At 70.3% G+C, this 17,241-nt stretch carries 15 protein-coding genes; 4 read left to right on the forward strand and 11 right to left on the reverse strand.

Features of this window, described 5'->3' with window-relative positions; all coding sequences use genetic code 11:
* Nucleotides 1-26 precede the first annotated feature (26 nt).
* Genes ACT80S_RS12880 through ACT80S_RS12890 form a run of 3 tightly spaced genes read left to right on the forward strand, consistent with a single transcriptional unit; the run spans nucleotide 27 to nucleotide 3,075 of the window.
* Entirely contained in the window at nucleotides 27-992 is a 966-nt protein-coding gene (locus ACT80S_RS12880; RefSeq protein WP_377416352.1) for a Bug family tripartite tricarboxylate transporter substrate binding protein, read from the forward strand.
* Nucleotides 989-2,221 carry a CaiB/BaiF CoA transferase family protein gene (locus ACT80S_RS12885; protein ID WP_377416354.1) on the forward strand — a complete coding sequence of 411 codons (1,233 nt, stop codon included), beginning with the start codon at nucleotides 989-991 and terminating at the stop codon, nucleotides 2,219-2,221. The genes ACT80S_RS12880 and ACT80S_RS12885 overlap by 4 nt, the downstream gene beginning before the upstream one ends.
* Nucleotides 2,218-3,075, forward strand: a complete 858-nt coding sequence (locus ACT80S_RS12890) for an enoyl-CoA hydratase/isomerase family protein (protein ID WP_377416356.1) — start codon at nucleotides 2,218-2,220, stop codon at nucleotides 3,073-3,075. The genes ACT80S_RS12885 and ACT80S_RS12890 overlap by 4 nt, the downstream gene beginning before the upstream one ends.
* Nucleotides 3,076-3,121: 46 nt before the next feature.
* Here ACT80S_RS12890 and ACT80S_RS12895 read toward each other — a convergent pair whose 3' ends face one another.
* Nucleotides 3,122-4,636 carry a methyl-accepting chemotaxis protein gene (locus tag ACT80S_RS12895; protein ID WP_377416358.1) on the reverse strand — a complete coding sequence of 505 codons (1,515 nt, stop codon included), beginning with the start codon at nucleotides 4,634-4,636 and terminating at the stop codon, nucleotides 3,122-3,124.
* A gap of 233 nt (nucleotides 4,637-4,869) precedes the next feature.
* On the opposite strand from ACT80S_RS12895, the gene ACT80S_RS12900 reads away from it, so the two are divergent.
* Nucleotides 4,870-5,718 (forward strand): cyclic nucleotide-binding domain-containing protein, encoded by an 849-nt coding sequence (locus ACT80S_RS12900; RefSeq protein ID WP_377416360.1) that lies wholly within the window; start codon nucleotides 4,870-4,872, stop codon nucleotides 5,716-5,718.
* 73 nt (nucleotides 5,719-5,791) lie between these two features.
* Here the strand turns inward: ACT80S_RS12900 and ACT80S_RS12905 are convergent, their stop codons facing one another.
* The 10 genes from ACT80S_RS12905 to ACT80S_RS12950 are packed head-to-tail and all read right to left on the reverse strand — an operon-like array spanning nucleotide 5,792 to nucleotide 16,990.
* Complete coding sequence (locus tag ACT80S_RS12905) at nucleotides 5,792-6,238, reverse strand: hypothetical protein (RefSeq protein WP_377416362.1); 447 nt, start codon at nucleotides 6,236-6,238, stop codon at nucleotides 5,792-5,794.
* A gap of 14 nt (nucleotides 6,239-6,252) precedes the next feature.
* Entirely contained in the window at nucleotides 6,253-9,318 is a 3,066-nt protein-coding gene (locus ACT80S_RS12910; protein ID WP_377416364.1) for a chemotaxis protein CheA, read from the reverse strand.
* Between the two features lie 53 nt (nucleotides 9,319-9,371).
* Complete coding sequence (locus ACT80S_RS12915; RefSeq protein WP_377416366.1) at nucleotides 9,372-9,776, reverse strand: response regulator; 405 nt, start codon at nucleotides 9,774-9,776, stop codon at nucleotides 9,372-9,374.
* A 13-nt stretch (nucleotides 9,777-9,789) separates the two neighbouring features.
* A complete protein-coding gene (gene cheB, locus ACT80S_RS12920; protein ID WP_377416368.1) occupies nucleotides 9,790-10,899 on the reverse strand; it encodes a chemotaxis-specific protein-glutamate methyltransferase CheB in 1,110 nt (369 codons plus the stop codon).
* The gene (locus tag ACT80S_RS12925; protein ID WP_377416370.1) at nucleotides 10,896-11,981 is read right to left on the reverse strand and encodes a CheR family methyltransferase; all 1,086 of its coding nucleotides are present in this window, start codon (nucleotides 11,979-11,981) and stop codon (nucleotides 10,896-10,898) included. The genes cheB and ACT80S_RS12925 overlap by 4 nt, the downstream gene beginning before the upstream one ends.
* Before the next feature lie 14 nt (nucleotides 11,982-11,995).
* A complete protein-coding gene (locus ACT80S_RS12930) occupies nucleotides 11,996-13,378 on the reverse strand; it encodes a chemotaxis protein CheW (RefSeq protein ID WP_377416372.1) in 1,383 nt (460 codons plus the stop codon).
* A 25-nt stretch (nucleotides 13,379-13,403) separates the two neighbouring features.
* The gene (locus ACT80S_RS12935; RefSeq protein WP_377416374.1) at nucleotides 13,404-14,909 is read right to left on the reverse strand and encodes a methyl-accepting chemotaxis protein; all 1,506 of its coding nucleotides are present in this window, start codon (nucleotides 14,907-14,909) and stop codon (nucleotides 13,404-13,406) included.
* Nucleotides 14,875-15,405 (reverse strand): PAS domain-containing protein, encoded by a 531-nt coding sequence (locus tag ACT80S_RS12940; RefSeq protein WP_377416376.1) that lies wholly within the window; start codon nucleotides 15,403-15,405, stop codon nucleotides 14,875-14,877. The genes ACT80S_RS12935 and ACT80S_RS12940 overlap by 35 nt, the downstream gene beginning before the upstream one ends.
* Nucleotides 15,406-15,437: 32 nt before the next feature.
* Complete coding sequence (locus tag ACT80S_RS12945) at nucleotides 15,438-16,622, reverse strand: adenylate/guanylate cyclase domain-containing protein (protein ID WP_377416378.1); 1,185 nt, start codon at nucleotides 16,620-16,622, stop codon at nucleotides 15,438-15,440.
* The gene (locus ACT80S_RS12950; protein ID WP_377416380.1) at nucleotides 16,619-16,990 is read right to left on the reverse strand and encodes a response regulator transcription factor; all 372 of its coding nucleotides are present in this window, start codon (nucleotides 16,988-16,990) and stop codon (nucleotides 16,619-16,621) included. The genes ACT80S_RS12945 and ACT80S_RS12950 overlap by 4 nt, the downstream gene beginning before the upstream one ends.
* Nucleotides 16,991-17,241: the final 251 nt, after the last annotated feature.

Below are 17,241 nucleotides of genomic sequence, written 5' to 3' on the forward strand. Positions count from 1 at the left end.
GCAAAGACCCAGCAAGGAGACAGCACATGCAGCGCAGAACCTTCGTCGCCGGCAGCGCCGCGACCCTGGCAGCCCCCCTGGTGCGGGCCCAGTCCCTGCCCACCGGGCCGGTCCGCATCATCGTCGGCTTCGCGCCGGGGGGCGGCACGGACATCCTGGCCCGCGTCGTCGGCCAGAAGCTGGGCGAGATGTGGAAGACCCAGGTCCTCGTCGAGAATCGTTCCGGGGCCTCCGGCGCCATCGCCGCTGACTACGTGGCCAAGCAGCCCAACGACGGCACCGTGCTGCACATGGCGCACATCAACAGCCACGCGATCGTGCCCAACCTGCAGAAGACGGCCTACGACCCGCTGAAGGACTTCCAGCCCATCACCCTGGTGGGCGTGACGCCCAACCTGCTGATCTGCGGCGCCATGCAGCCGGCCAAGACCGTCAAGGACCTGGTCGACCTGTGCAAGCGCAACCCCGGCAAGGTCAGCTTCGGCTCGGCCGGCAGCGGCTCGGCGCAGCACCTGGCGCTGGAGATGTTCATGCTGCAGGCTGGGGTGAAGACCATCCACGTGCCCTACAAGGGCTCGGGCCCGATGCTCACCGACCTGATCGGCGGGCAGATGCAGTACAGCTTCGACACCATGACCGCGGCCACGCCGCACGTGAAGAACGGCAAGGCCATCGCCATCGCGCAGACGCGCCTGAAGCGCGCCAGCGGCCACCCCGACGTGCCGACGATGGCGGAGTCGGGCTTCCCCGGCTTCGAGGCCACCACCTGGTACGGCCTGGTGGGCCCGGGCCGCATGGCGCCCGGCCTGGCCCGGCGCATCAACGAGGACGTGAACAGGGTCCTGCAGATGCCCGACGTGGTGGCCAGGCTGGAGGCTTCGGGCGCGGAGGACGGCGGCGGCTCGGTGGAGAAGTTCGCCGAGTTCATGAACGTCGAACTGGCCAAGTGGGCCCGCGTGATCAAGGAAGCCAACGTCAAGGTGGACGCGTGACGGCGGCGGCTGCCGCTGCTGCTGCCGCCGCGCGCCCGCAGCCCCTGGCGGGCGTGCGCGTGCTCGACATCTCGCAGGTGATGGCCGGGCCCTACGCCTGCATGCTGCTGGGGGACATGGGCGCCGACGTGATCAAGGTCGAGCCGCCCGGCAGCGGCGACCAGACCCGCGGCGCCATGGGTTTCAAGATGAAGGGGGCGGACAGCCTTGGCTTCATCAACATGAACCGCAACAAGCGCAGCATCACGCTGGACCTGAAGTCCCCGGCGGGCCGCGAGGTGCTGCTCAAGCTCGCGGCGGAGTGCGACATCCTGGTGGAGAACTACCGCCCCGGCGCGCTGCGCCGCCTGGGGCTGGGCTACGAGGTGCTGCGCGAGGTCAACCCCCGGCTGGTCTACACCAGCATCTCCGGCTTCGGCCAGAGCGGCCCCTGGGCCGACCGGCCCGGCTTCGACCTGATGGCGCAGGCCATGTCCGGCGTGATGAGCGTGACCGGCTACCCCGACAGCCCCCCGGTGAAGTGCGGCGTGCCGGTGGCGGACATCGGCTGCGCGCTGTTCGCCACCTACGCCACCCTGTCCGCCTACATCGGCGCGAAGAACACCGGGCAGGGCCAGTACGTGGACGCGGCGCTGTTCGACGCCGCCATGGCCTTCTCGGTCTGGGACATCTGCGACTACTGGGGCACCGGCCAGCCGCCGCAGCCCCTGGGCACGTCCAACAAGATGACCGCGCCCTACCAGGCCATGGCCTGCGCCGACGGCCACTTCGTCATGGGCGCCAACAACCAGAAGCTGTGGACCCAGCTGTGCAAGCTGATGGGGCGCGAGGAGCTGCTGGAGGACCCGCGCTTCACCACCATCGCGCTGCGCCTGGCGAACCGCGCGGCGCTGCAGGAGGAGCTGGAGAAGACCTTCCGCCTGCAGACGAAGGACTACTGGGTGGACACGCTGCTGGCGCACGGCCTGCCGGCCGGCCCCATCCTCAGCTACCCGCAGGCCTTCGGCAGCGAGCACGGCCAGGCCCGGGGCATGCGCATGGAGATCGACCACCCGGTCGAGGGCCGCGTGCCCAACATCGGCTTCGCGGTGAAGCTCTCGGGCACGCCGCAGCAGGTGCGCCGCCATCCGCCGCTGCTGGGCGAGCACACGGAGCAGGTGCTGCACGAGCTGGGGCTCGACGACGCGGCCCAGCAGCGCCTGCGCGAGGCCGGGGCGTTCGGGGCATGAGCGCGGCGCCGGAACACGCCCCCCCGGGGGGCGACGAGGCACGCGCCGTGCCGGGCGGGGGCACATCGTCCGAGGTCCCCGCCGCCGGCGCGGTGCGCCTGGAGGTGCAGGGCGCCGTCGCCACGGTGGTCTTCGACCGGCCGCAGGCGCGCAATGCCATGACCTGGGCCATGTACGAGCAGCTGCAGGCCGTCGGCGAGCGCCTGCGCGCCGACCCCGCCGTGCGCGTGGCCTGTTTCCGCGGCGCCGGCGGCCAGGCCTTCGTGGCCGGCACCGACATCGCGCAGTTCCAGGCCTTCGGCGGCGGCGAGGATGGCGTGGCCTACGAGCGCCGCATCGACGCCTGCATCGCCCTGCTGGCCTCGCTGCCCATGCCTACCGTGGCGGTGGTGCAGGGCTGGTGCGTGGGCGGCGGGCTGGCCATCGCCGCCGCCTGCGACCTGCGCATTGCCACGCCGGACGCGCGCTTCGGCGTACCGATCGCGCGCACCCTGGGCAACTGCCTGTCCATCGCCAACGTCGCCCGCCTGGTGGCGGTGTTCGGCCGCCCGCGCGTGCAGCGGCTGCTGCTGCTGGCCGACCTGGTGGGCGCCGACGAGGCGCTGGCCTGCGGCTTCGTGCTGGAGCAGGTGCCGGCCGACCGCCTGGACGCGGCCGCGGACCGTCTCTGCCAGCGCCTGGCCGCGCTCGCCCCGGTGACCCAGCGCGTGAGCAAGGAGACGCTGGGGCGGTTGCTGGACCTGGACCTGCCGCCCGTCGAGGACCTGGTCCGCCAGGCCTATGGCAGCGAGGATTTCCGCGAGGGCGTGCGGGCCTTCGTGGCCGGACGTCCGCCGGCCTGGCAGGGGCGCTGAGGCCCGGCCGGGCGCCGGGGGCGCGCTGCGCCGGCGCGGCGGCGCCTCAGTAGGAGAACTTGGCGACCTCGTTGCGGGTCGAGCCGGCGATCTTCGCCAGCTCGATCACCGTCACCGTGATCTGCTCGGCCGCCGAGGCATTGCTGCGGGCGATGCGGTTGACGCTGTCGAGGTTGGCGTTGATGGCGTCGATCGCCGCGCTCTGCTGCTCCACGCTGGAGGCGATGCGCTGGAGCATGGTGTCGGTGCGGGCGGAGCCCACGTCGATCTGGTTCATCTCCTCGCGCACCTGCAGCACCGCCTTCACCGCCTGCTGCGTCTCGAAGACGGCCATGTGCACCAGCGCCGCGATCTCCTTGGAGCTTTCGGCGCTGCTCTGGGCCAGCTTGCCGACCTCGTCGGCCACCACCGAGAAGCCCTTGCCGTGTTCGCCCGCGCGGGCCGCCTCGATCGCGGCGTTCAGCGACAGCAGGTTGGTCTTGTTGGCGATCTTCTCGATCACCCCGGTGATCTTGTCGATCTGCTCGGAGTTGGCGGCGATGCGGGTGACGACCTCCACCATGTCCTCCATGCGCTGGATGCTGCGGCGCACCGCCTGGACCGACTGGCGCGAGACCTGGCTGGCCTCCTCGGTGTTGCGCGAGATGTCGGCGATGGCGTTGGCGGCCTGGCGCACCGCGCCCGCCACCTGGTCGACCGCCAGGGTCTGGCTCTGGGCGCCGTCGGCGATCTGGCTGACCGCATGGCTGGCGTCGCCCGAGGCGCTGGCCACCTGCTGCGCGCTGCGGGCGATGGTCTGCATCGAGCCGGCCAGGCTGTCCAGGGCCTGGTTGATGTCGGTGCGCAGGCGGGCCAGGCTGCCCTGGCCCTCGGCCAGCACGCGCGGGGTCAGGTCGCCCTTCGCCATGCGGGCCAGCACCGTCACCACTTCCTCGAGAATGCCGTCCAGCGAGCTGATGGCCTGCTGCGCGGTGAGCAGGATCAGGCGCAACTCGCCGGCCTCGGACTGGGCGTCGATGGTCCGCTTGAACTCGCCGCCGGCCATGGCCTTCATCACGTCGCGCAGGGTGAAGATGGTGCGGTCCATGCGCCGCTGCACCTCGCCGATGCTGCCCAGGCCGACCGCGAACAGCCCGCGCAGGCCGGCCGTCTGCGGCTCGCGCACCGAGTCGCCGCCGCCGGCCTTGGTCATGCGCGAGACCACGGTGAGCGACTCGCGCAGCACGGCCTCCACCTGGTCGAGCACGTCGTTGAGGCCGTCGGTGGCGCGCGCCAGCCGGTGGCCGCGCGGCACCAGGACCACGCGCGCCTCGAGCCGGCCCTGGCGGGCCTCCTCGAGCACCGACTCGACCTGCGCCAGCACCCGCGTGTCCTCGCGCAGGCCCCGCAGGGCCGCGCCGGCGAGGGCCGCGCCTGCCGCGAGCGGCGCGAGCCCCCAGGGCGAGAAGCCGCTGGCCGCCCACCCGCCGGCCAGCGCGCCGAGCAGGGACAGGCTCAGCAGCCGGATCGAGGTCGCGGTGCCGATCGAGGCGGTTTCGCTCAGGCGGATGCGCAGGCGCATGAAACTCCAATCAGGAAATGGCCAAGGACAGGTGCTCACGTGAGCCCTGCTGGAAGTCTGCGTTCCTGGAGTGGCGTCGACTTGAGGAATATCAACTAATGGTCAAAGTGGACATCGTATTCACGTTGATATTCGAAAAGTAATAGATCCTAAGGATGGGAAAACGCCTCTCAGGAGGCGGCTTGTTGCAAGCCTGTAACATCGACGGCTGCCACTTCCCTGCCTGCCTCCCGATGAAATCCGTCCTGTTCGGCGTCAACACCCAGAAGCTCCAGGAGCTCGGCGTCCTGCACCTCAAGGGGGTGGCCGAGGCCGACGCGCTGGAAGGTAACCGCCTGAGCAGCGAGGAGCACCTGTTCTGCCGGCTGTGGGCCTCCAACCAGTTGCGCGGCGAGCTGTTCACCAAGGGCGACCGGCTGATGCGCCGGGGCGAGCAGCCGGAGTTCGCGCACATCCTGTTCAAGGGCCAGGCCCTGGTATCCACCGGGGACGAGGAGTTCCTGATCGGCCCGGGCGCGGTGATCGGCCTGGCCGAGGGGCTGACCGGCGCGCCGGCGCTGTGGGACGTGCGTGCCGCCTCCTTGCTGATGACCCGGATCATCCCGATCGATGCCGCGCTGCAGGCGGTGGACCGCGCCGACCCGGGGCTGCGCGCCCTGTGCCGGGTGACGGCGCGCCATGTCCTGGACCGCGGTACGCCCCCGGCCTCGCCGCGCGAAGACAAGGCGCTGGGCGCATCGGCCTTCCCGGTGCAGTCCTGGCCCGCCGGCGCCGTGCTGGCGCGGCCCGGCGGGGCGCCGCCGGCGATGTACCTGGTCGAGTCCGGCGAGGTCGAGGTGTCCGGCAGCGGCGCGCCGCGCCGGCTGCGGGCGGGCGATGTGTTCGGCGAGTCGGCGGTCTTCGGCGGCGAGCCGGCCGAAACCGCCGTGGCGGCCACGGACCTGGTATGCACCGCCCTCAGCGCGGCGCAGCTGCAGTCGGTGCTGCGCGGGCAGAAGTCGCTGACCCGTCCGGTGATCGAGGCGGTGATGCTGCAGATGTACCTGCACAGCGCCATCCGCTCGGCCCAAGTGCCGGTCTAGCCCGGGCCTGTCGCCGAATTCCCCGGCTCCGCGCTCCCTGTCCGGGCGGGCCCGGGGAATTCGCTGACAGGCCCTAGACCGCGTCCAGGGCGCCTTCCGCGCTCCCGGAAGGCACGCCCAGCAGCGCGGCCATCACGTCCGACTTCAGCCGGTACAGCTGCTGGTGCTGCGCGGTGTCCACATGCACCGCGTCGAACAGCGCCGCGGTCTGCGCCGGCACGCTGGGGGGCAAGGGGTGCCAGGCGCCGTCCTCGAGGGGGCGCAGGCGGTTGACCTCGTCCACGCACAGCATCACCGGCTCGTCCCCCTCGCGCGGCGCGTAGACGACGCCGTGGCGGGCCTGGCCCGGCGCGAGCTGCAGGTGGCCGGCCAGCCGCACCACGTGCAGCACGCGCCGGCGCCATTCGGCGAACGCCTGGTCGTCACGGAAGTCCTCCGGCAGGGTGACGACCTCGTGCACGCGCAGGGCGTCCAGCAGCAGGCCCACCGGGCCGGCGCGCACCTGGAGGTAGACCGCCATGGCCGCCGCCCTCCTCAGGCCGCCGCGGGCTCGGCCGCCGTCGGCGCGATGCGGCGAGCCGGCAGCTGCGGCGGCTGGCGCTCGCCGTAGTTCTCGGCGAGGCGGTAGATCGCCGCGCCGTCGAGGATCAGCACGACCCGGCCATCGCCCAGGATGGAGGCGCCGCCCACGCCGGGCAGGGCGGCCAGGCGCGGATGGATGTCCTTGGTGAACAGCTCCTGCCGGCCCACGAACTCGCTGACCGAGACGCCCAGCGTGCGCTGGCCGTCCGACAGCACGACGACGAAGCGGTGCTCGTCGCCCGCCACCGGCGGGAAGCCCAGCAGGTTCTCCAGCCGTACGATGGGCAGGAAGTTGCCCCGCAGCAGGATCGCGGTGCGGCCCTTGACGGTCTGCACCTGGAAGTCGCCCAGCTCGACGAGCTCGGCCACGTAGCGGCCCGGGATGGCCAGCGTCTGGTTGGCGGTGTTGACCAGCAGCACTTCCTGCACCGCCGCCGACAACGGCATCTGCAGGGTGAACAGCGTGCCCTTGCCCGGCTCGGACTCGAGCTGGATGCTGCCGCCCAGGCGCATCACGTTCGTGCGCACCACGTCCATGCCCACGCCCCGGCCCGAGGTCTCGGTGATCACTTCGGCCGTGCTGAAGCCGGCGCGGAAGATGAACTGGAGGATGTCCTCCTTGCTCAGTTGCTGGCTCTCGTCTTCCTTGATGAGGCCGCGCTCCACCGCCTTGCGGCGCACGCGCTCGGGGTCGATGCCGCGGCCGTCGTCGCCCACGCGGATGACGATGCGGCTGCCCTGCTGCTCGGCCTGGATGCGGATCACCGCCTCCTCGGCCTTGCCGGCCGCCTTGCGGTCGGCGGGCGGCTCGACGCCGTGGTCGGCGCTGTTGCGCACCATGTGCAGCAACGGGTCGGCGAGTGACTCGACCATGGCCTTGTCGATCTTGACCTCCTGGCCCAGCAGCTCCAGGCGGATCTGCTTGCCCTGGGCCTGGGCCAGGTCGCGCACCATGCGCGGGAAGCGCTTGAAGACCATCTCGACCGGCACCACGCGCAGGCCCATCACGCTGTCCTGCAGGCGCGACAGGGCGCCCTGGATCAGGGTGTCGGTCTCCTGCAGGCGGCGGGACTGCTCGTCGATGATGTCCAGCAGGCGCTGCGCCACCGCGGCGCCCGCGGTGTCGCCGCCCAGGCTCTCGACCTCGGCGCGCAGGGCCTGGGCCGACTCGCGCAGGCGGCTGTCGGCGATGACGTGGGCCAGCTGGCCGCGCACCAGGACCATCTCGCCGATCTGGTTCATGAAGTGGTCCAGCATCTCGCCGGGCACGCGGATCACGTTGCTCGAGCCGGGCGTGGCCGCCGGCGCCCCGGGCTTGCCGGCGGCGGGGCGGGCCGCGGCGGCGGGCGCGGTGCCCGCCGCGGCCGGGCTCTTGGCGGACTGGCTGCCCAGCTGGCGCTCCAGCCGCACCAGGGCGCGGTCGGGGTCTATGGCCGCCAGCTCGGTCTCGATGAGGTCCTTGGTCGCCTTCGAGATGAAGAGCATCTCGTACCAGCTCTGGTCGTCGACGAAGACCGAGCGGTTGGTGATGACGCGGCCGCGCTGGCCGACCCAGCCCAGGAAGGCCGCGGCCACCTGCTCCGAAGATTCCAGGTGGGCCATGATCAGGTAGGCGTTGGCGCCATCCTGGATCAGCTCCATCAGCTCGCGGGTGTTGTCCGCGGACATCAGCTCGGCGAGCTCGGGCGGGATGTTGAGGCTGGCGATGAAGGCCTTGACCGCATCGACCGGGGTGTCGCCCGCGTTGTCGTGCTTCCAGAGGTAGTCCTTCATGCGGCGCGACAGCTGGGCCTGGTGGCCCTCGGTGGCGTCACGGTCGATGCGCGCGTTCTGCGCGAGGCCGCGGATGAAGGCCACGCCGTCCCGGGTGATGCCGATCACGTCGCCGAAGATCGACAGGCCGCGGCGCGCCGCGCGCGCATAGGCGTCGACGAACAGCAGCGGCAGGTCCCAGTGCACCTGCGGGTACAGCGAGGACAGGTAGCCGTGCACGCGGGAGAACTCCTGCGAGATCAGGTCGGCGACGTCCTCGTCGGCCATGTCGACGCTGGTCTCCAGCGCGTCCAGGTTCTGCTGGATCACGCCCAGCAGCCCGTCCAGGTTCTCGCGCAGGGTGCGCGAAAGCACCTGGGTCAGGGACTCGCCGCCCAGCTCGCTGCCGGTGGTCTCGCCCAGGGTGCGCAGGTCGCTCAGGAGGGCGACGATGGCGTCGACCACGCGCTCGCCCTGCTCCTGCGAGAGCTTCGGCTCGGTGGGCAGGCAGGCCAGGATCGTCTTGATGCGCTCGGTGATGCCGCCATAGCCCAGCTTGCTGGAGGCGCCCACCATCCAGCCCAGCGGGCGGCGGATGTCGTTCGCCACGGCCAGGATGCTGGCCGGGTCCTGCTTGGCGGCGATGGAGTTGGCCAGCTGCTCGAGGATGGGCAGGCCGTTGCGCACCTGGCGCAGGAAGATGGTCTGGTCGTCCGGGCGCTCCTCGTCGCTGCCGCTGGCCAGGGTGGGCGTGACGGCGGGCGCCGGTGCCGGGGCGCTGGGCACGGGGGGCGGAGCCGGTGGCGGGGGCGGGGGAGGCGGTGGGGGCGGCGGCGGCGGCGCGGCGGCCTCGGCGGTGGCGCCACCGCCAGCGGCGGCGCGCTTGTAGGCGGCTTCGAGTTCCTTGACCAGGTCCACCGGCTTCTCGCCGTCCGAACGCTGGGCCACGGCCAGGTCACGCAGGGCCTTGATCGCGTCGAGCGCGCGCAGCAGCAGGTCGGCCACCGGCTTGTCCAGGGCCACGGTGCCTTCGCGCACCAGGCCCAGCAGGTCTTCCGCGCGGTGGGCCACCGCTTCCAGGGCGCCCAGCTCCATCACGCGGCTCAGGCCCTTGAGCGAATGGAACGCGCGGAACAGCGTGGAGATCTCCTCGGCGTTCAGCGCCTGCGCGTCGGCCTTGACCAGCAGCGACTCGATGCCCTCGATGTGCTCCTCGGTCTCGATCGCGTACTGGGCCCATATGGTCTCGATGAAATCGTCGGACATCGGGGTCGGCTCCTTCGGTCAGGCTGCGGCGCGGCTCGGGGCGGTCGCGGGGCTCAGAGGCCCAGGACCTTGCGCGTGGCGGTGACGATCTCGTGGCCCTTCTTGGCGTTGAGGTCCAGGCTCATCGCGCCCGAGGGCTTGGCGATGACTTCCGACGCGCCGAGCTTGCGCGCCTCCAGGGCCTGCGGCGAACCGGTCTGGGCCACCGAGGACACGATGATCACCGGCACGTTGGACAGCAGGCGCAGGCGCTTGAGGCACTCGATGCCGTCCATGTGCGGCATCTCGATGTCCAGCAGGACCACGTCGGGATTGAGTTCCTTGATGTTCTGCAGCGCTTCCAGGCCGTTGGTGGCCTCGCCCACCACCGACAGCTCGGGGTCGGCGGAGATGATGCCGCGCAGCAGCGCTCGCATCACGAAGGAATCGTCAACGATGAGTACGTTCTTCTTGGACATCGGGTTCGAGGGGTCAGGAGGTGGGGAGGGCGAACGCCGCAGGCAGGATGCCGCGGCCGGCCAGTCGGGCCAGGCGCGCGCCCAGGCCCTGGGGATCCAGGATGGCCGTGGCCAGTCCCGCGTTGATGATGGAACCGGGCATGCCGTCGACGATGCAGCTGTTCGGGTCCTGGGCGTAGACCGGGCTGGCCTTTCGGGCTACCAGGTCCTTGGCGCCCTGGGTGCCGTCGCTGCCCATGCCGGTCATGACCACCGCCACCGAGCGGCAGGCCAGGGCCGCGGCCGAGCGGAACAGCACGTCGGCGTTGGGGTGGATGGGCGCGCCCTCGCTGGTGCGTTCGAACAGGGTGAGCTTGCCGGGCAGGGGTTCGCGCAGCACCGCGTCGGTGCCGCCCTTGATGATGACGATGCGGCCGGGCGGCAGCTCCATGCCGTCGGTGCTCTCGACCACGTCCAGCCCGGTCTCGTTGCGCAGGTGGGCGGCGAAGCCGCTGGTGAACATGGGCGGCATGTGCTGGGCCACCACCATGGGACAGCGCAGCGCGCCGCCCATGGCCTTGAGCATCTGCGGCAGGGTGGCCGGGCCGCCGGTGGAGATGCCCACCACGACCACGCCCGGCGGGCCGGACGCTTCGGCGCGGCGCAGAACGGGCGCGGCGACCGCCGGGCGGGCGGCGATGGGCGTCGCCGGCGCCAGCGCCGCGCCGGGGGGGCGCAGCCGGGATTTCTGCTTGGCCCAGAACCGGATCTTCTCGACCAGCTCGCCGCCGATCTTGACGATGTCCAGCTGCACGAAGGAGGACTTCTTGGCGATGAAGTCCGCCGCGCCCAGCTCCAGCGCCTTGATGGTGGTGACCGAGTTCCGCTCGGTCAGGCTGGACAGCATGATGATCGGGCAGGGGTGGGCCGAGGCCATGATCTGGCGGGTGGCCTCCAGGCCGTCCATCACCGGCATTTCCACGTCCATGGTGATGACGTCGGGCCGCAGCTCGCGCGCCATGTCCACGCACATCTGGCCGGTGCGGGCCTCCCCGACGATCTGGATCTCGGGGTCGCTTTCCGCCATCTTGCGGATGGCGATGCGCATGAACGCCGAGTCGTCCGAAATGAGCAGGCGGATCATACGGGCACCTTGTTTCGCACGTACCAGGGGCCGCCACTGCCTTGGCGCGCCTCGAAGTACTGGGTGGCCAGCAGCTGCACCGAGGCGCCCATCACCAGCACGCCGCCCGGCGCGATGGCGCGTGCGAGCATGGTCTGCACCGCGCGCTTGATGTCGTCGTCGAAGTAGATCAGCACGTTGCGGCAGAACACCAGGTCCATGCCGGTGACGGGGGGCCGCGAGTTCATCAGGTTGAAACGCTCGAAGCGCACGAGGTTCTTGATCCAGTCGCGGATGCGGAAGTAGTTCACCCCGGGCATGCCCGCGCCCTGCGGCATGGCGATGTCCTGGAACATCGCCTTCCAGTGCCCGGGCAGGTTGCGGAACGAGCCCATGCCCAGGTCGCCGTAGACGCCCTCGCGGGCGGTGCGCAGCGCCTGGTTGGAAATGTCGGTGCCCAGCACGTACAGCGACCAGCCGCGCGGCGCGATCTTGCCGTCGGATTGGCCGGCCTTGCCCGCCTGCTGGAGCGCGCGCAGGGCCATGTAGCCCAGGTCGTAGGCCTCCTCGCCGGTGGAGGAGGCGGCGGACCAGACCTGCAGCTGCTGCACATGCTCGCGCGAGGCGATCAGCATCGGCAGGATCTCCTGCGAGACCATGTCCAGCAGGTCCGGGTCGCGGCAGAAGTAGGTCTCGTGCACCGTCAGGTTCTCGACCAGCGACTGCCACTCGGCATGCTCCGAGGAGCAGTTGTTCATCGAGGTGACCCAGTCACGCAGCACGTTGACCGGCATGTCCTTGAGGATTCGCGTGAGCTTGCGCTCCACCAGCGTGCCCGACTTGATGCCGAAGCGCCGCTCCACGCCGCGCATCAGTTCGTGCACCAGGGCGAGCTGGTCGGCCATGGGCTTGCGCGCCGGCACCGGCACCGGCGAGGGCGCAGCGATCGGCGCGGGCGACAGCGCCGGCGGCATCGCCGGTGCGGCCACCGGCGCGTGGATCGGCGCGAGGGTCGCCGAGATCGCCTGGGTCATGTCCTGGGCGTTCTTGACGGCCTCGCGCATCTGCGCGATCAGGTCGTTGACGTGCTTGTCTGCTGCCAAGGGCTTGCTCCGGGTCAGGCCACCTGGGCCAGGGGGTCGAGCGTCAGCAGGGACACCAGGTCCCCCTGCAGGCGGGCCACTTCGTTGACGAAGTCGTTGTCCCGCGAGCGCACGGGGGTGATGTCCTTCTCGGCGATCTCCAGCACGCGGTCGACCTTGTCGACCACCAGGGCCCAGGTCCCGCCGGCCAGGCGCACCACGATGTAGGCGCCGGTCGACTGCGGCGTCACGCCGAGCATCTCGCGAAGGTCCAGCACCGGCGTGACTTCGCCCTTGATCTGGATCACGCCGGCGAGGTCGTCGTCGCCGCGCGGCAGGTCCACGCCCGGGGTGAACTCCTCGACGCGGTCGACCAGCGACAGCGGCAGTGCGCAGCGTTCGCTGCCCAGTCGGAAGCCCAGCACCCGGCGCTTGGAACGGAATTCGGGGTCGCCCATGGCGCCGGTCTCCAGTCCGTGGTCGGTGAGGTAGCGTTTGCAGCGGGCCATCAGGTCCGCGGAAATCAGGCCGTCGGTGGCGATCAGCCCGGTCATGCGGCCCTGGTGGGCGCCGGTGCCGGAGAGGTAGCCCTCGAGCTGGCCGTCGCCGCCGGTGACGGGCTGCACGTCGTCGCGGGCATAGCGCTCGATGCCGACCACCTCGGACACCGAGATGCCCAGGCGCGAGCCGCCCACCGAGATCACCAGCACGAAGCGCGGGCTCGCCTGCTGCGGCCAGTGCAACAGGCGGGCCAGGGACAGCACCATCAGCGCCTGCCCGCGCAGCTGCATCAGGCCGTCCACCTCGGGCGCGGCGCCGGGCAGGGCGGTGAGGCCGCGGATCTCGACGATCTCGCGCACGCAGTCCATGTGGAAGGCGAAGACCTCGCCGCCGTCGGTGACGGTGACGGTCTGCAGCTCCTGCGCCAGCCGGGTCTCGGTGTCCTCGCGGCCGGCGGTGGGGAACAGCCCCAGCAGGCCGCCGCCGCCCTCGGGCACGCCCGCGGCCTGCATGTCCTGCAGGCCCAGGCGGGTGAGGTCCAGCAGCAGGACCATGCCCTCGGCGTCCTGGAACTCGCCGACCACCAGCGGGCCGGTGCCGTCGCAGGGGTAGCGGTTGCACTGGCCTTCCTCGAGGCTGATCTTGCCCAGCACCCGGTCGACCTGGGCCACCACGGTCTCGCCGCCGGTGAGGATCACCAGCAGGTTGCCGTCGGCCCGCGCCGAGCGCGCCGGCTGGTGCAGGCGCGCGGCCAGGTCCACCTTCAGCAGCACCGCGCCGGAGACGTTGACCAGGCCCTCGACATCGGCCGGCGCATAGGGCAGCGGCGTGACCGGCAGGATTTCCATGACCTTGCTCACGCGCGCGGCCTCGGCCGCAAAGCGGCTGCCGCCCAGTTCGAAGATCACGAGTTCCATGGTGCGCGGCTCCCTTGCTGGTGGCTCAGATGTGGAAGCGTTCGATCTCGCGGCGGGTGGAGTCCGCGACCTTGGACAGCTCGATCATGCTGGCGGCCAGCTCCTCCGAGGCGGAGGAGTTGGAGTTGGCGATCTTGTCCAGGTTCATCACGCTGCTGTTGATCTCCTGCATCGTGCGGGTCTGCTCCTCGACGGCCGCGGAGATCCGCTGGAGCATGCTGTCGGCCTGCGTCGAGCTGGTGACGATGCGCTCCATGTCGGTGCTGACCTCGCGTACCGCCACCACCGCGCGGTTGGCCTCGGCCACCGCCTGTTGGATCAGCTGGGTGATTTCCTTGGTGCTGTCGGCGCTGCTGGCGGCCAGCTTGCCCACCTCGTCGGCCACCACCGCGAAGCCCTTGCCGTGCTCGCCGGCGCGGGCCGCCTCGATCGCAGCGTTCAGCGACAGCAGGTTGGTCTTGTTGGCGATCTTCTCGATCACGTCGGTGATCTTGGAGATCTTCTCGGAGTTGGTGGCGATGCCGTTCACGACCTCGACCATCTGCTCCATCTTCTTGCGGCCGTCGCGCACCACGCTGGCCGATTCCTGGGCCTGGCGGCTGGCGGTCTCGGTGCTGGCGGAGATGTCACCCACCGCGCTCACCGTCTCGCGGATGGCGGTCACGACCTGGCTGATGTACTGGCTCTGGGCCTGCGCGCCGTCGGCCAGCTGACCGATGGCGGTGCTGGTCTCGCTGGCCGCGCCGGCCACCTGCTGCGCGTTCTCGCCGATGGTCTGCATCGCGGCGCTGAGGGAGTCGAGCGAGCGGTTGATGTCGGTCTTGAGCTTGTCCAGCATGCCGCGGGCCGGCACGCTGACGCGCGAGGTGAGCTGGCCGCGGGCCATGGCGTCCATGGCCGTGGCCACTTCGCCCAGGATCCTGTCCAGCGACTGGATCGCATGGCTGGCGTTGTCCAGGATCAGGCGGTAGTCGCCCGCGGCGCCCTCGACGTGGGGTCGCACGGAGAAGTCGCCCTGGGCCATCGCGTCCATCGACTGGCGCAGCGCGCTGACGGTCTCCGAGACCTGCGACTGCGCGGTGGCGATGCGGCGCAGCACCTGCGGGAACAGCCCGCGCAGGCCGGCGGTCTGCGGCTCACGGTCGAAGTTGCCCTGGCCCATGCGGGTGACCACGGTGAGGGACTCGCGGAACACGGCCTCCACCTGGTCGAGCACGTCGTTCAGCCCCAGCGCCAGCTGCGCCATCTGGCCGTTGCCCCGGATGTCGATCACGCGCGGTTCCAGCACACCGCGGCTGGCGCTTTCCAGCACCACGCCCATGCGCGCGACCAGGCGCGCTTCGCGGCGCAGTCCGGCCAGCGTGGCGCCGAGCACCGCCAGGAAGACCCCGGCCAGCACGATGGGCGCGACCGCGAACCGGCTCTGGAAGATGGCGTAGACGAAGCCGGTCAGGCCCACCAGGGCCAGCAGAGCGACCCCGGCCTGCGCACCCAGCTCAAAGCGACTGGAGAGAGAGAACGAGGTTTTCATAGCTCTGCTTCTTGTCTTTCAGGAAGGTGTCCAGCACGCGGTGGGAGGCGGCGATGGCGTCGCGAGAGCCGGCGCTGCGTTCCTCGCTCAGCATGTCGCGGTACAGCTGGGTCACGATCGGGATGGCGCGCGGGTTGGGCTTGCGGCGCACCGAGTAGTAGCCCACCGTGTTGCCGCTGGCGTCCACCGAGGGCGTGACGTTGGCCAGCACCCAGTAGTAGCTGCCGTCACGGGAGATGTTCTTCACGTAGGCGAAGATTTCCTTGTTGTCCTGCACGCTGCCCCACAGCAGCTTGAAGATGCCGCGCGGCATGTCCGGGTGGCGCACCAGGTTGTGCTGCGTGCCGATCACCTCACGCTCCTCGAACCCGGAGAACTCGATGAAGATGCGGTTGCCGTAGGTGATGCGCCCCTTCAGGTCGGTCTTGGAGACGATGAAATCGTCTTCGCGCATGACGATCTCGCGGTCGGTGGGCGTGATGTCCCGTTTGCTCATAGTGTTGTCTCTCTGCCCTTGTTCCCGGGGCGTCAGCCCTTGAGGCCTTCAACGAAATAGGTCTCGACCTGCCCGAGGCTCTTGACCTCCATGAAGCCGCGCGGCTCGAGCACGAACCGGCCGGCCAGCAGGGCGGCGGTGGCGGAGGACACATGGACCTTGCCGGCCTCGCCGGAGGACTCCATGCGGCTGGCCACGTTCACGGTGTCGCCCCACAGGTCGTAGGTGAACTTGCGGATGCCGATCACGCCGGCCACCAGCGGGCCGCTGTGGATGCCGATGCGCATGTTCACGCGGCCGCCGGTGCGCTCGTGCATGTCGCGCAGGGCCTGCTGCATGTCCATCGCGGCCAGCGTCACCGCCACCGCGTGGTCGGCCCGCGGCTCGGGCACGCCGCCGGCGAGCATGTAGCAGTCGCCGATGGTCTTGATCTTCTCCAGCCCGTGCTTCTCGGTGATCAGGTCGAAGCGGGAGAACAGGTCGCCGAGCAGCTCGACCAGCTGGCTCGCGCTCATGGTGCGCGACATCTTGGTGAAGCCCGCCATGTCGGCGAACAGCACCGAGACCTCGGGGCAGGCGTCAGCGATGCGCTCCTCGCCGGCCTTCAGGCGCTTGGCGATGCTGCCGGGCAAGATGTTCAGCAGCAGCTGCTCGGTCTTCTTCTGCTCCTGGCCCAGCGCCTCGTGCTGGCGCCTGAGCTGGCGCATGCGCAGGATGTCCTGGTCACGCAGCTGCTTCTTTTCCACCGAGGTCGTCACGCGGGCGCGCAGCAGCACGGGGTTGAACGGCTTGGGCAGGTAGTCCTCGGCGCCCAGCTCGATGCAGCGCACCGCGTCGTCGATGCCGGTGCCGCCGGAGATCACGATGACCGGGGGCCAGGGGTGGTGGGGCGAGTCGCGCAGGACCTGCAGCACCTCGATGCCGTTCATCTCGGGCATCTCCATGTCCAGGAGCATCAGGTCGAAGCGGTCGCGCACCAGCATCTCGATGGCCTCGCGGCCATGGTTCGCCTCGGTGATGTCGGTCACGCCGATCGACTCCAGCGAGCGGCGCAGGCCCATGCGGATCAGGCGGCTGTCGTCCACCAGCAGCACGCGCGCGTGCCCGAGGCCGCGGGCCGGCGCGGGCGCGTCCTCGGTGGCGGCGGCCGCCACCGAGAGGTTGGCGAGGTCCAGGGTGTCCATCGGCGTGGACGGGGGCTGGGTGCGGATGCTCAAGCCGGCAGGAGCTGCGAGACCTTCTCGAGCAGCTGCTTGGCGTTGAACGGCTTGGTCAGGCTCGCATTGGCGCCCGACAGCAGGGCCGAGTCCAGCCCGAAGCGGGCGCTGACCACGCGGCTGCCGCCGGAGATGGTCAGGATCGGCACATCGGGAAACAGCTCGCGCAGCTTGGTCACGAAGTCCACGCCGTCCATGTTGGGCATGACCACGTCGGTGATGACCAGGTCCACGTTGTTGACGGCGAATTTCTCGAGCGCCTGCTGGCCGTCGCCAGCCTCGATCACGGTGTGGTCAGACATCTCGAGGATCTCCCGCACGCCTTCGCGCAGGAGGTCCTCGTCATCGACCAGCAGAATGGTTGCCATGGGTGTTGGGTTCCGTGGAGCGGGGCGCGGCGTCCTCGCGACGAGGGCGTGCGTCAAGCCGCAAAAAAGGTCTGTCTGATCATAAGCGATCGATCTGTTTGCGCGTATCGGTCAAACTCGTGGACTTGTAACTTTGCAAGTTCATGAATACCGCTCCCGTACCGCGTGCCGATTCGCCCATGAAATGGCTGTTTTCATTGGGGATGGCAATGATTGCCACCCTCGTGGCTGTCTCCTTCATCGCCTATTTA

This window comes from Ramlibacter sp. MAHUQ-53, from assembly GCF_052600055.1.